This window comes from Enterococcus sp. DIV2371 (assembly GCF_050498525.1).
GTDB lineage: Bacteria > Bacillota > Bacilli > Lactobacillales > Enterococcaceae > Enterococcus_B > Enterococcus_B mangumiae.
Genome location: NZ_JBIPAJ010000001.1, coordinates 1,979,362 through 1,992,608, shown reverse-complemented (window position 1 = coordinate 1,992,608; position 13,247 = coordinate 1,979,362). Strand labels below are relative to the sequence as shown.

General features: G+C 40.6%; 13 protein-coding genes. All 13 read left to right on the top strand.

The features are described from left to right. The 13 genes from IGL24_RS09325 (at window position 1) to alsS (ending at window position 13,236) form a co-directional block, all read left to right on the top strand. Window positions 1-375 (top strand): hypothetical protein, encoded by a 375-nt coding sequence (locus IGL24_RS09325; protein ID WP_206859160.1) that lies wholly within the window; start codon window positions 1-3, stop codon window positions 373-375. Between the two features lie 182 nt (window positions 376-557). After that, window positions 558-2,318: a 1-deoxy-D-xylulose-5-phosphate synthase gene (locus tag IGL24_RS09320; RefSeq protein WP_207114992.1), complete on the top strand. Its 1,761-nt coding sequence runs from the start codon at window positions 558-560 to the stop codon at window positions 2,316-2,318. A 318-nt stretch (window positions 2,319-2,636) separates the two neighbouring features. Next, window positions 2,637-3,419: an ABC transporter ATP-binding protein gene (locus IGL24_RS09315; RefSeq protein WP_206859158.1), complete on the top strand. Its 783-nt coding sequence runs from the start codon at window positions 2,637-2,639 to the stop codon at window positions 3,417-3,419. Continuing rightward, window positions 3,416-5,101, top strand: a complete 1,686-nt coding sequence (locus tag IGL24_RS09310; protein ID WP_207114993.1) for an ABC transporter permease subunit — start codon at window positions 3,416-3,418, stop codon at window positions 5,099-5,101. The genes IGL24_RS09315 and IGL24_RS09310 overlap by 4 nt, the downstream gene beginning before the upstream one ends. Next, on the top strand, window positions 5,028-6,023 hold the full coding sequence (locus IGL24_RS09305) for an extracellular solute-binding protein (protein ID WP_207699882.1): 996 nt from the start codon (window positions 5,028-5,030) through the stop codon (window positions 6,021-6,023). The genes IGL24_RS09310 and IGL24_RS09305 overlap by 74 nt, the downstream gene beginning before the upstream one ends. Before the next feature lie 53 nt (window positions 6,024-6,076). Continuing rightward, window positions 6,077-7,186: a 2-aminoethylphosphonate--pyruvate transaminase gene (gene phnW / locus IGL24_RS09300; protein ID WP_207699885.1), complete on the top strand. Its 1,110-nt coding sequence runs from the start codon at window positions 6,077-6,079 to the stop codon at window positions 7,184-7,186. Then, window positions 7,179-7,973 (top strand): phosphonoacetaldehyde hydrolase, encoded by a 795-nt coding sequence (phnX, locus tag IGL24_RS09295; protein ID WP_207699881.1) that lies wholly within the window; start codon window positions 7,179-7,181, stop codon window positions 7,971-7,973. Before phnW ends, phnX begins: the two co-directional genes overlap by 8 nt. Before the next feature lie 115 nt (window positions 7,974-8,088). Next, on the top strand, window positions 8,089-8,856 hold the full coding sequence (locus IGL24_RS09290; RefSeq protein WP_207699880.1) for a DeoR/GlpR family DNA-binding transcription regulator: 768 nt from the start codon (window positions 8,089-8,091) through the stop codon (window positions 8,854-8,856). Continuing rightward, the gene (locus IGL24_RS09285; protein WP_207699879.1) at window positions 8,853-10,250 is read left to right on the top strand and encodes an aminopeptidase P family protein; all 1,398 of its coding nucleotides are present in this window, start codon (window positions 8,853-8,855) and stop codon (window positions 10,248-10,250) included. The genes IGL24_RS09290 and IGL24_RS09285 overlap by 4 nt, the downstream gene beginning before the upstream one ends. Before the next feature lie 267 nt (window positions 10,251-10,517). After that, complete coding sequence (gene rpmG, locus IGL24_RS09280) at window positions 10,518-10,667, top strand: 50S ribosomal protein L33 (protein ID WP_071866836.1); 150 nt, start codon at window positions 10,518-10,520, stop codon at window positions 10,665-10,667. Between the two features lie 24 nt (window positions 10,668-10,691). Further along, a complete protein-coding gene (locus tag IGL24_RS09275; RefSeq protein ID WP_104870956.1) occupies window positions 10,692-10,805 on the top strand; it encodes a putative metal homeostasis protein in 114 nt (37 codons plus the stop codon). Between the two features lie 82 nt (window positions 10,806-10,887). Continuing rightward, window positions 10,888-11,391 carry a GNAT family N-acetyltransferase gene (locus IGL24_RS09270; protein WP_207699884.1) on the top strand — a complete coding sequence of 168 codons (504 nt, stop codon included), beginning with the start codon at window positions 10,888-10,890 and terminating at the stop codon, window positions 11,389-11,391. Between the two features lie 180 nt (window positions 11,392-11,571). Further along, window positions 11,572-13,236, top strand: coding sequence for an acetolactate synthase AlsS (alsS, locus tag IGL24_RS09265; protein ID WP_207699878.1), 1,665 nt, complete (start codon window positions 11,572-11,574; stop codon window positions 13,234-13,236). Window positions 13,237-13,247: the final 11 nt, after the last annotated feature.

Here is a 13,247-nt window from a genome sequence, read left to right as displayed (position 1 = left end):
ATGAAACATAAAAAACAAACAATTCTTTGTTTGTTCATGGTTTTGGGACTATTGATTCTTGGGTTACCAGAAAATCATATAGAAGCGAGCGCCAATACGATAGAAGTCATCGGCGAACTAGAGTTGAACGCAACAGATGAATCAACTAATAAGCAGGAAGCAACCCCGACAAATCCGAAACCCAGTGATCCAAAAGAATCAGTCACACCCAGTACACCACCTAAAGATAGCGCTCTACCACCATTGGGAGAACAAATGCAAGTACTGTACGTTTTAACAGGTGTGATCGTGGTTTTGATCGTGATCATCATGTATCAAATCGTACGTGAGAAACGGCGAAATCCTAAAAAGATGAGTCGGGTTATTGTGAAATAATATTCATTTAGAGAAGAAAGTCACAGATCAAATGATCTCTGGCTTTTTTCTTTAGGTTTGAAACTGCATAAAATCATCTAAGAACATAATTTTCAAAAATAAAAATGTTTTGTTAAAAAAATCACTTGACTTGGAGTTTGCTTCAAGGTGTATGATAAAGCAGAAATAAAGGAGGTTAGTCTATGTTATTAGAACAAATCAAGGGTCCACAGGATCTAAAACAATTGACAAAAGAAGAGCTACAACAAGTAGTTGAAGAAGCACGTACCGCATTATTAGAAAAAATCAGCCAGTATGGTGGGCATAATGGACCGAATTTAGGGGTCGTTGAAATGACCGTAGCACTTCATTATGTGTTTGATTCTCCGAAAGATCAATTCGTATTTGATGTCTCACATCAGACCTATGTGCATAAAATGTTGACTGGAAGAGCGCAAGCGTTTTTGGCTCAAGCGCATTATAACGAAGTTTCTGGTTATACGAACCCGTTAGAAAGTGAACATGATCTGTTTACGATCGGACACACATCAACTTCATTGTCTCTAGCCAATGGGTTAGCAAAGGCACGAGATTTGAAAAAAGAAACGTCGAATGTCATTGCAGTGATCGGTGATGGTTCTTTGTCAGGTGGCTTAGCCTACGAGGGCTTGAATAATATTTCTGAACTTGGTACGAATACGATCGTCATTGTCAATGACAATGATCAGTCGATTGCGGAAAATCATGGAGGACTCTATAAAAATCTTAAAGAGTTAAGAGAAACGAATGGTCAGGCAACGAACAATTTCTTTCAATCTTTAGGACTTGATTATCGTTATTTAGAAGCAGGAAATGATTTAACTGCTTTGATCGAGTTGTTTGAAGAAGTGAAGGATCAAAAAGAACCGATCGTACTTCATATCCACACGACCAAAGGTAAAGGTTTTTCTTATGCAGAAGCAAATCGAGAAAAGTTTCATGCGGGTGGTCCGTTCAGCTTAGAAACAGGGGAATACTTAAGATCTTCTAAACCGACAGAAACGTACAGCAGTTTGACGACCGATTTCTTATTACAAAAAATGAACGAAGATCCAACAGTCGTGGCTGTGAATGCAGGGACACCGATGATTTTATTTTCACCGGAACAACGTCAACAAGTGGGTAGTCAATTTGTGGATGTAGGGATTGCTGAAGAGCATGCGGCGACGATGACAGCAGGGCTTGCTAAAGGTGGCGTAAAACCTGTATGGGCGGTCCATTCACCGTTTTTACAAAGAAGTTACGATCAAATTTCACATGATTTAGCGTTGAATCGTTTATCAGGAACGATTTTAGTGACGCTTGCTTCAGTTAATGGCATGAATGATGAAAGTCATTTAGGGATTTTTGATATTCCATTTTTAACTCACATCCCAAATCTGGTATACTTAGCGCCAACTACTAAAGAAGAGTACTTAGCGATGCTTGAATGGTCGATCGATCAAACGGATCAATTGGTTGCGATCCGAGTGCCAGTTGGACCAGTGACATCAACTGGTGAAGTGGATCAAACAGATTACAGTCAGTTATATAAGAACAAAGTCATGCAAAAAGGTGAAAAAGTGGCAATCTTAGGTCTGGGTAATTTTTACGGCTTAGCTGAAGAAGTTGCGACTGAACTAAAAGAACGCCAACTGACAGCCACAGTGATCAATCCAGCATTCATTTCCGGTTTAGATACTGAATTGCTTGATGAACTGAAAGAAACGCATCAGTTGATCGTCACACTAGAAGACGGTATTTTGGAAGGTGGATATGGCCAAATGGTCGCTGGCTATTTAGGCAATGAAGCGATCCATGTACAAACTTATGGGCTAGATAAAGCTTTCCACGACCGCTATGAGGTAGCGGCACTCTTAGCAGAAAATGGCTTGACGGTGGAAAATATTGTGAAAAACATCGAACAGACACTTACAGAAGCATAAGAGTCAGTGCATTGTGGAAGCAAGAGGTGTCACAGCCAGTTAGCTGAAGCGCATCTATCTGATTGACCTCAACTTTACAGGAAGTTGACAAACAGAATAAGAAAATTAGTTCTAAAATAAAAAATGGTTTGGTTTCAATGCTGAAAATGACGCATTGGATACCAAGCCACTGTTTTTTTGTAGACATACTTATCTGAAAACCATTAGAAAATTTACATAAAAAATATATATTCCTACAAATAATTTACTTAAAGTTAATCGGAAGTAAAAAATGGTTTTCTACAATTAGCAGTATAGAAAGAACGAAGGAGTGAAAGCATGTTAAAACTAGATGGTATTAGTAAAACTTTTAATCATCATGAGGTTTTAAAAGAAATCAATGTATCGATCGATAAAGGAGAGATCGTTTCGATACTCGGTGCTTCAGGTTCAGGAAAAACGACATTACTGAATATCATCTTAGGATTGGAGCAACCAACGAATGGTCAACTACTTTATGATGGCGAGGATATTACGAAACACGCCATGGAGAAACGACCATTTAATATTGTTTTTCAAGACTATGCTTTATTTCCTAATTTAAGTGCGTATGAAAACTTAGTTTATGGTTTGCGAAAACAAAAAAATCTCACTTCTAAAGAAGAATTACAAGAATTGATCGATCTATTAGATTTGAACGATCATTTAGATAAACGAATCCACCAACTATCAGGCGGGCAAAAACAACGAGTAGCATTAGGACGCACATTGGTGATGAAACCCCAAGTCTTATTGTTGGATGAGCCTTTGAGTGCCTTGGATGGTGTCATCAAAGAGTCGATCAAAGAGCGCATCCAAACGATTGCCAAAAAACTGAATTTAACGACGATCATCGTGACACATGATCCGGAAGAAGCGTTGACCCTTTCTGATAAGATCATGGTGCTAAAAGATGGGCGGATCGCACAATACAGTACGCCAAAAGAAATCGTCACGAATACTGTCGAGCCTTTTGTACAGGCATTTATCGTTGATCAATTAAAAATCAAACGTAGAAATATTGAACGGATCTTTACGCAAGCAACAGGAGTCCTTCAAGAAAAAGTGGTTTATTTCTCATGAGTAGGTTGAAAGTAGAAAAGTTATTACCTCCGCTTATCTTGTTTAGTTTTGCGCTGATGTTGTTCTATCCCTTAGTAAACGTGATAAAAGAGGCATTAAGTGTAGATGGACGATTTTCTTTTGAACTGATTCAAGAACTCGCAAAAGATTACGGTTGGTTGGATGCGCTAAGCAACAGCCTGATCGTTGGCGGTATCACGGCACTTTTGGCAACACTTCTTGGTTTTGTGTTTGCTTATGGCATGCACTTTACCAATTTGCCAAAGGGATTTAAGTGGATCATCGAGAAATGTTTCTTCCTGCCAATGTTGTTGCCAACGATCACTTACGGGTTTGTCTTGATCTATTCTTTTGGTCGTCAAGGCTTATGGACGCGTCTGTTCGGTCATGAATTATTTTCGATCTATGGGAAATCAGGTGTGGTCTTAGGGTTATTGATCTATACGATCCCAGTGACTTTCTTATTGATGAACGATGCGATGAACTATTTGGATAAACGCTATTTGACAGTATCAAGATTGATGGGTGACGGTATTTTGAGAGGGCTGAGGATCACGATCCTGCAGCCATTAAGCAAAACATTTGGCGTTGCCTTCGTCCAAGCATTTTTCATGAGTTTTACTGATTTTGGTATTCCTGTAGCGGTAGGCGGTCGAGAAACATTTATCACGACCTTACTGTATGAGTATTTTATGGGGTCGATCCCAGATTTTAATCGCGGGGCAGTCATTGCGTTGATCATGTTGGTTCCTTCGATCATCAGTATTTTGTTTTTACGCAAGATCCAAAAAAACGACCATACGTCACCTGGTACAAGCACATCTATAAAGAGCAACCGTATCAGAGACTGCCTCTTTAGCATAGGTATGACGATTGGTGGATTATTCATTGTAGGTGTATTTCTAGTAATGTTCCTCATTCCGTTTGTGGAAGGTTGGCCGTTTGATTTGACGTTTACAACCCGCCATATCGAAGCGTTTATGCAAACGTCTGATTTGCGTCGGACGCTGAATACGGGTCTTATCGTGGCATTTTGGACAGCTTTAGTGGGGACGGTCATTGCCTATCTAGCAGCAGTTTTCACCGCACGTTCTGTGAAACAGAGCATGATACTCAAAATGATCGACAGCTTAGCTTCAGTCACTAATTCGATTCCAGGAATGGTCTTAGGGATCGCTTATTTACTGGTTTTTAGTGGCACGACTCTGCAAAGTACAATCAGTATTTTAGTGATTGCAAACATGATCCATTATTTTGCAACACCTTACCAGTTAGCAAAAAGTGCCTTGTTGAAGATGAATCCAAATTGGGAAAATACGGCGAAGATGATGGGCGATAGTTGGTTCGAAACGTTGGTTCGGATCATTCTGCCAAATTCAAAGCGAACCATTGTGGAAATGGCTTGTTACTATTTTACCAATTCGATGGTGACGATCAGTGCGGTCGTTTTTCTGACAAGTGCGCGAACGATGGTCATTACGACAAAAATCAAAGAATTGCAACATTTCGGGCGATTTACTGAAATCTTTATCCTTTCCATTTTATTGTTGCTCGTTAATTTAACCGCAAGAATCCTTGCGCAATCAATCATGAGGAGAGTTGAAGCAAATGAAAAAATTAGTAAGAAAAGGTTTGATTTATCTGTCATTCGTCAGCGCTTTGGGAATTCTAGGGGCGTGTAGCACGTCAAATGCAAGCGAAAATGCGGAGGGTGAAGACAAAGTCATCATTTACACCAATGCAGATGAGGAACCTGTGCAAATCATCAAAGAAGTCCTTGATGCGAATGGTTTTGAGAATCAATACTTGTTGCAATCTTTTGGTACTTCTGAATTGAGCGGCAAACTTTGGGCAGAAGGGACAGATATCGAAGCGGACTTAGTCACGATGAGTACGTTTTATCTAGACGGTGTTCAAGAAAATGATCCTGTCTTCAAAGAACTATCACTAGACATGCAACCAATCGATGATCTACCAAATTATCAAGCGCCGATGACAACACAAGAAGGTGTCATTTTCTATAACACGCAGGTCTTAGAAGAAGCAGATTTACCTGTACCGACGAGTTTAGCCGATCTAGCTGATCCTATCTATGAAGGACAACTGGCGATTTCTGATATCAACCATTCTTCCACTGCTTGGTTGTTGTTCCAAGGATTGATCGATGAATATGGTGAGACTGAAGCACAATCGATTTTAGCTGATATCTATGACAATGCGGGCGATCATATCGAAGCTTCTGGTTCAGGACCGTTGAAAAAAGTTCGCGTTGGTGAAGTGGCACTAGGTTTTGGGTTACGCCACCAAGCAATCAAGGATAAAAAAGAAGGCTTGCCGATCGATTTTGTGGAACCTAGTGAAGGCACGTATGCGTTGACAGAATCACTTGCGGTGATCGACAAAGGAGAAGAGACGAATCCTTTAGCAGAAGAGATGTTGAATGTGATCCTTAAAGAAGGACGCGCCGATCTATTGCAATTTTATCCAAGCAAACTGTATGAAACAGATGATTTAACAGGTGTTGAAACTGCGAAGAATCAAAAAGTCTTCCCAGAAGCATTAACACCAGATCTATTGAAAAAACACGCAAGTCTAGTTGAATAGGAGAAAGAAAAATGAGTGGGAAAACAAAGGTAATCGAACATTATGAGCAAGAAATGAATCACAATAAAATCAATTATAAACTATTGACGCCTGGGCCATTGACTACGAGCCGTACGGTGAAAGAAGCAATGCTTGTCGATCATTGTACCTGGGATGATGATTTTAAGGTCATCACGCAAGCAATCCGTCAGCGGTTGCTTGATCTTGCTGGAGTTTCCAATGAATCGTACACAGCTGTCTTGATGCAAGGGAGCGGCAGTTTTGCGGTGGAATCTGTCTTGAGTTCGGTAGTTACACCAGCTGATCGCTTATTGATCTGTACAAATGGGGCGTATGGCCAGCGAATGGTTCAGATGGCTGAATATCATGGCATTGATCATGTGGTTTATCAAGTTGCTGAAAATGAAACCCCACAAGCAGAAAAAATCGAAGAGCTCTTAACAGTGCATCCCGATATCACAGCACTGGCGATGATCCATAGTGAAACGACTTCTGGTATTTTGAATCCTCTACCTGAGATTGCGGAACTGACAAGAAAACATGACTTGTGTTTTATCGTCGATGCAATGTCAAGTTTCGGTGGTATCCCCATTCCTGTTGGCGAGTTAGGAATTGATTTCCTTGTTTCAAGTGCCAATAAATGTATCCAAGGAGTACCTGGGTTTGGTTTTGTGATCTGTCAAAAAGATTTGTTGAAAAAAAGTGCTGGTCAAGCACGTACGTTGAGCATGGATCTTTATGACCAATTTCGGGTAATGGACGTGGACGGCAAGTGGCGTTACACTTCACCAACGCATACGGTATTAGCATTTTGGCAAGCCTTGGAAGAGTTAGCAGAAGAAGGTGGGATCGTTGCTCGTTACCAACGTTACCATGCGAATAATGAGCGTTTACGTGAACGAATGGCGGAAATCGGCTTTGAAGCCTATGTCAGTGACAATCAAGGTCCTTTCATCACATCATTCAAATATCCAGAAACGAGTGATTTTGAATTTCAAGCATTTTATGACTATTTAAAAACGCATGGCTACGCGATTTATCCTGGGAAAATCAGTGATACAGATTGTTTCCGCATTGGGAATATTGGTGAAATCTATTTGGAAGATATCGAAAAAGTAGCTGGTTTGATCCAGCAATATATGGAGGAACTGAAGAATGATTAAAGTCGTCATTTTAGATTGGGCAGGAACAGCGGTTGATTTTGGGTGTATGGCACCGGTGGCTGCGTTTAGAGAAGCGTTTGAGCGTCAAGGGATCACTGTGACGGAGCAAGAAATCAGAGAACCGATGGGATTGAAAAAAATCGAGCATATCAAGAGGATGCTAGAGATGCCACGGATTGCTGAGAGTTGGTTAGAGACTCATGGACAGGCACCTACAACAGCAGATATCGAGGCGATCTATGCCACATTTGAAGAAGTACTGTTCCAACAATTAGCGAACCATGCAGAAGTGAAACCGGGCGTTTTGGACACTGTTGCTGTTTTGCGAAACCGAGGGATCAAAATCGGCAGTACAACAGGGTATACAAGTGAAATGATGGAAATCGTCATTGCAGAAGCAAACGCACAAGGGTATCAACCGGATCACATCGTCACGCCTGATGAGGTAGACGGAAAAGGTCGTCCTGCGCCGGAAATGTTACTCACAAACTTGGCTTATTTCAAACAGGAAAATAACCAAGAAGTACTAAAACTAGGAGATACGATCTCCGATATTTTAGAAGGGAAAAATGCCGGAGTGATTTCTGTTGGCGTGATTGAAGGTAGTTCGCAAGCGGGTTATTCATTTGACGCCTATCAGCAATTATCGGAAGCAGAAAAAGAAGCGCTATTCAAACGAGTGCGCCGAGAATATTTGGAAGCGGGCGCAGACTATGTGATTGATCAGTTTTCTGAGCTATCTTCACTGATTGAAACAATTGAAGCCCAACAAGTCGTTACTAGTTGAATCTAAATAGGGAAAAGGAAGACTATTTTGGTCTTTCTTTTTTTGCGAAAAATAATGCAAAATATTGCAAAAAAGTGCAATATAGCGTATCTTAGGTTCAAAGGGGGAGAATTAGATGTTAAAAGCAGAGCGTTTGCAACGGATCAAAGAAATCATTGACCAAGAAAAAAGTGCCTCGATCGAAGATTTGGCGGATGAGTTAGCTGTCTCCAGAGATACGATTCGGCGCGACTTGATCCAGTTAGAAAAACAGCACCAAATCAAACGAACGCATGGTGGTGCTCTAGCCCTCCAAAAAGAAGCAACGATCTTTGATTATGAACAGCGGGCAACGATTCTCAGTGACATAAAAAAGCGAATGGCTGAGAAGGCGCGCCAACTAATGAAAGAGCCATCATCGATCATCTTTGATTCCTCAACTACCGTGGAAGCAGTGATCAGACAGTTACCGGATAAAAGGCTACAAGCAGTCACTAATTCATTATCCCATGCTTTATTATTGGCGAACTATTCGGAAACAGCGATTTCTTTATTGCCGGGCAGCCTTCATAAAGCCCAGTTGTTTTTATATGGCACAGAAACTATTGAACAGTTGAAAAATTACCAGACAGATTATACATTACTTGGTGTGTTTGCTTTATCAAGTGATGGGTTGTTTATCCACACGGAAGAAGAAGGGCGTGTGAAACGTCAGATGATCCAACAAGGCCGCACAGTGATTGCGCTGGCTGACCATACGAAACTTGATAAGACCGGTTTTTATAAAATTTGTGACCTGTCATCGATCGATTATTTGATTACAGATCAAAAGCCTTCGAACGAGTTAATCAAAGCATTGACTGAGAACCATGTACAACTCATAGAAACGAGGAATGATAAATGAAAAAAGAAAATATTCAATTAACGACTTTACCAAAACCAACGATTTTTCCAGATGTTGCTCCCGTGTTTTTAACTGATGCAACGATCATAGAACGAGTCAACAAAACGATCGAACGAATGCGAGTAGAAGCAATCGACCTGTTGGTGATTTACGCAGACAAAGAGCATGGGAGTAATTTTGAGTATTTTACTGGATTTATCCCTCGGTTTGAAGAAGGCTTGTTGCTGTTGGACCAAACAGGGAAATGCACGATGATTCTCGGAAATGAGAACTTGAAAATGAATGCGCATGCGCGGATCACCGCCGATTTGATCCACTATCCAGCGTTCTCATTGCCAAATCAACCAATGACGAATGAACAAGACTTATCAGCTATCTTTACTTCTTTGAACGTAGCAGATAATAAGAAAATCGGCTTAGTCGGCTGGAAGCTTTTTACATCCACATTACAAGATAATTCCCAAATCTTCGATGTCCCATATTTTATTGTTGAGGCGTTAAAACAAGCACTCCCTAAAGAAACTTCTTTAGTCAATGGAACACATGTGCTGATTGGTGAAAATGGGTCACGCGTCACGAACAATGCCAATGAACTGGCACACTACGAATATGGTGCAAATCTGGCCTCTTCCTGTATGTTGCGTGCGTTGGATGCAATCGAACCTGAGGTGAAAGAGTCAGAAATCGGACAGTTATTGAATGCTCAAGGACAAGCCAACACAGTGATCACCATCGCAGCGACTGGTCGTCGTTTTGAACATGCGAATCTCTATCCGACAGCAAAACCGATCCAACTAGGCGATCCCATGTCATTGACAACAGGTTTCAAAGGTGGTTTATCCAGTCGTACGGGATTTGTGATCGCAGAAGAAAGTCAGTTACCAGTAGAACAATCTGACTATCTCGATCGCGTAGCAAAGCCTTACTATGCAGCGATGGTCAGTTGGTTGGAAGCAATCCAAATCGGGATGCGGGGGTCTGAGTTGTACGAGTTGATTGAAGCCGTTTTACCACAAGCACAATATCACTGGCATTTGAATCCAGGGCATTTGACAGCGGATGAAGAATGGCTAGCTTCGCCAATCTATTCGGGATCAAACGAAATCATCCAAAGTGGTATGATCTTTCAATTAGATATCATTCCTTCGGTAGCTGGATATACCGGTGTAAGTGCGGAAGAATGTATCGCCATTGCGGATGAACGGTTGCGAAATGAATTAGCTGAGCAGTATCCGGACATGTGGGAGCGCATCATCACACGTAAACAGTATTTAGCCGAAGTGCTGCATATCCAACTAAATGAAGAACTGCTTCCTTTATCAAATACAGTCGGGTATCTACGACCATTCTTTTTAGCAAAAGAAAAAGCGCTTTGTGTAAATAAAACGAAATAGACAGCCATCACCTTTCTCGAAAAAGGAGCAATCCTATCGAGAGAGGTGACTTTTTTATTTTGTTATTTAAGGTCGTATAAAATGATTGTGTATTCATTTGAGTGAATTTTCATTCGTTTTTTTATTGACAGAAGAATGCTAGTAGCGTATATTGATTTTTATAAATCGTAATCATTACTATTTAGACGGTGTCAGTAGGTTGGATCAAGAGCTGAAATCAGACGACGATTGAATCGTCAAATCAAGTAAAAGAAAGAAGGAAAAAAGATGCGCCAGAATATTACATTAGAATGCAAGGAAACCGGTGAGCGGATTTATTTGACTAGCAAGAATAAAAGAAATACGCCAGAACGTTTAGCTTTGAAAAAATATTCCCCTAAATTAAGGAAAAAAATGCTATTCACAGAAGTAAAATAAGTCAATTGAAGAGGTGGGATAAAAATGGAGAAACAAGATCTTTCAAGTGCATACCGCCGATTGAAAAGCCCGAATATCAAAACGCGAAAACGCGCACTTAAAATCATCCAACAATCTAAAAGGATGAAAAATAAATAATAAATAAAAGCCCCCTTTTTTGTTGTATAACAATCATAAAAAATATGCTATACTGTTCAAAAAAATAAAGGGGGCGGAACCAATCGATATCAAGTACTCACATGCAACGATCGATGATCTACCGCGCATTGTTGAAATCTATAATCAATCGATTGCATCTAAACGATCGACGGGAGACCTAGAGCCAATCACCGTTGAATCGAGAATCCCCTGGTTTGAAGCACATCACGCCGATTCACGACCATTATGGGTGATGACTCATGACGATCATATCGTTGGTTGGATCGGTCTCAGTGAATTTTATGGTCGACCCGCTTATCATCGGACAGCTGAGATCAGTATTTACCTCGATCCAGTCACGCGTGGTCAACATTTAGGACAAGATGCGCTCGCTTTTGTTGAAACGCAATTGGAACATCTTAAGATCCGTACGCTCGTTGCCCTTGTGTTTGATGTAAATCAAGCAAGCAAAAAACTATTTCTTAAAAATGGCTATGAGCTTTGGGGACACTTACCGCAAATTGCCGATATGGGTGATCACGAAATCGGCTTAGTCATTTTAGGAAAAACTTATCTGAATCAATAAAAAAAGACGTACATTTTGTCTAAGTGACAAAAATGTATGTCTTTTTTTGAACTTCTCACTACACAAAAACAACTATTAGTGCTAAACTAATAAATGAAACAGGTTCGTAAAACTGTATTAATATAATTTCTATTTATTATGTAATAATCATGTAAATAGCTTTGAAAAGGAAGATGTATTGTGGACAATAAAGAAAAACAAGGTTCTTCAACTGTAGTAGAAAGTTTGATCAATCATCAAGTTGATTACGTATTTGGTATTCCAGGAGCAAAAATCGACGGCGTATTCAATGAATTAGAAGATCATGGTCCAGAACTGATCGTGACTCGTCATGAGCAAAATGCCGCATTCATGGCGCAAGCAATCGGTCGCATTACTGGAGAACCAGGTGTCGTGATTGCAACAAGTGGGCCAGGAGCAAGTAACTTAGCGACAGGCTTAGTCACGGCAACAGCAGAAGGTGACCCTGTATTGGCAATTGCGGGACAAGTTAAACGCAGCGATTTATTAAAACTAACACATCAAAGCATGAACAATGCAGCATTATTTGAACCAATCACGAAATATAGTGCCGAGATCCAAGATCCTGAAACGATTTCAGAGATCATTGCTAATGCTTACAGAATGGCAAAAAGCTCGAAAAAAGGTGCAAGTTTTATCAGTATCCCTCAGGATGTGGTGGATGCACCAGTCAAAAGCGACGTGATCAAGCCATTACAAGACCCTAAACTAGGTTCGGCTTCTGCTGAAAATATTGATTACTTGGTCGAACGCATTCGTGAAGCGAAGTTACCAGTATTATTAGTAGGAATGCGTGGCTCAAGCAAAGAGGAAACAGCAGCGATTCGCCAACTTGTTGAAAAAACAGGATTACCTGTCGTAGAAACCTTCCAAGCGGCTGGCGTGATCTCTCGGCAACTCGAAGAACACTTTTTTGGCAGAGTCGGACTATTCCGCAACCAACCAGGAGATATGCTGTTGAAACGTAGCGACTTAGTGATTGCGATTGGCTACGATCCAATTGAATATGAAGCTAGAAACTGGAATGCAGAAAAAGATGCCCGAATCATCGTCATCGACGAAACGCCAGCTGAAATCGATAGTTACATGCAACCTGAACGAGAATTGATCGGTGATATTTCTGCCACATTAGATTTACTAACTGAATCATTAGAAGAAACACAAGTCTCTGAAGATGCACAAGAGTATTTGAATACCTTGCAAGAGAAATTAAAAGCAAGAGATATCTGTGAAACAAGCAGTGAAGATGGTATCTTGCATCCCTTAGAAGTGATCAATACACTACAATCCAAAGTAACAGATGACATGACCGTAACAGTTGATGTGGGCAGCCACTATATTTGGATGGCTCGTCATTTTAGAAGTTATGAAGCCCGTCATTTACTATTTAGTAATGGGATGCAAACGTTAGGTGTCGCACTTCCTTGGGCAATTTCTGCGGCGTTGGTTCGACCAAATACACAAGTCATTTCTGTCTCAGGAGACGGCGGATTCTTGTTTTCTGCACAAGATTTAGAAACAGCTGTACGTAAAAAATTGAATATCGTTCATTTGATTTGGAATGATGGTCGCTATAATATGGTTGAATTTCAAGAAATCATGAAATACAAACGTGCATCAGGTGTTGATTTTGGCCCCGTTGATTTTGTTCAATATGCAGAAGCTTTTGGTGCTAAAGGGTTACGAGTTAGAAACGCCGAAGAATTGGCAGCCGCTTTAGAAGAAGGCTTTGCAACAGAAGGACCAGTCATCATCGATATCCCGATCGATTATCGAGACAATGAAAAACTAGGCGAAACAATCTTACCAGACCAATTTTATTAAGGGGATGCTCG

Excerpts from the sequence above, each read along its gene's own strand:
- IGL24_RS09325 (WP_206859160.1), top strand. The coding sequence starts at position 1 with ATGAAACATAAAAAACAAACAATTCTTTGTTTGTTCATGGTTTTGGGA.
- IGL24_RS09320 (WP_207114992.1), top strand. The coding sequence starts at position 558 with ATGTTATTAGAACAAATCAAGGGTCCACAGGATCTAAAACAATTGACA.
- IGL24_RS09315 (WP_206859158.1), top strand. The coding sequence starts at position 2,637 with ATGTTAAAACTAGATGGTATTAGTAAAACTTTTAATCATCATGAGGTT.
- IGL24_RS09310 (WP_207114993.1), top strand. The coding sequence starts at position 3,416 with ATGAGTAGGTTGAAAGTAGAAAAGTTATTACCTCCGCTTATCTTGTTT.
- IGL24_RS09305 (WP_207699882.1), top strand. The coding sequence starts at position 5,028 with ATGAAAAAATTAGTAAGAAAAGGTTTGATTTATCTGTCATTCGTCAGC.
- phnW (WP_207699885.1), top strand. The coding sequence starts at position 6,077 with ATGAATCACAATAAAATCAATTATAAACTATTGACGCCTGGGCCATTG.
- phnX (WP_207699881.1), top strand. The coding sequence starts at position 7,179 with ATGATTAAAGTCGTCATTTTAGATTGGGCAGGAACAGCGGTTGATTTT.
- IGL24_RS09290 (WP_207699880.1), top strand. The coding sequence starts at position 8,089 with ATGTTAAAAGCAGAGCGTTTGCAACGGATCAAAGAAATCATTGACCAA.
- IGL24_RS09285 (WP_207699879.1), top strand. The coding sequence starts at position 8,853 with ATGAAAAAAGAAAATATTCAATTAACGACTTTACCAAAACCAACGATT.
- rpmG (WP_071866836.1), top strand. The coding sequence starts at position 10,518 with ATGCGCCAGAATATTACATTAGAATGCAAGGAAACCGGTGAGCGGATT.
- IGL24_RS09275 (WP_104870956.1), top strand. The coding sequence starts at position 10,692 with ATGGAGAAACAAGATCTTTCAAGTGCATACCGCCGATTGAAAAGCCCG.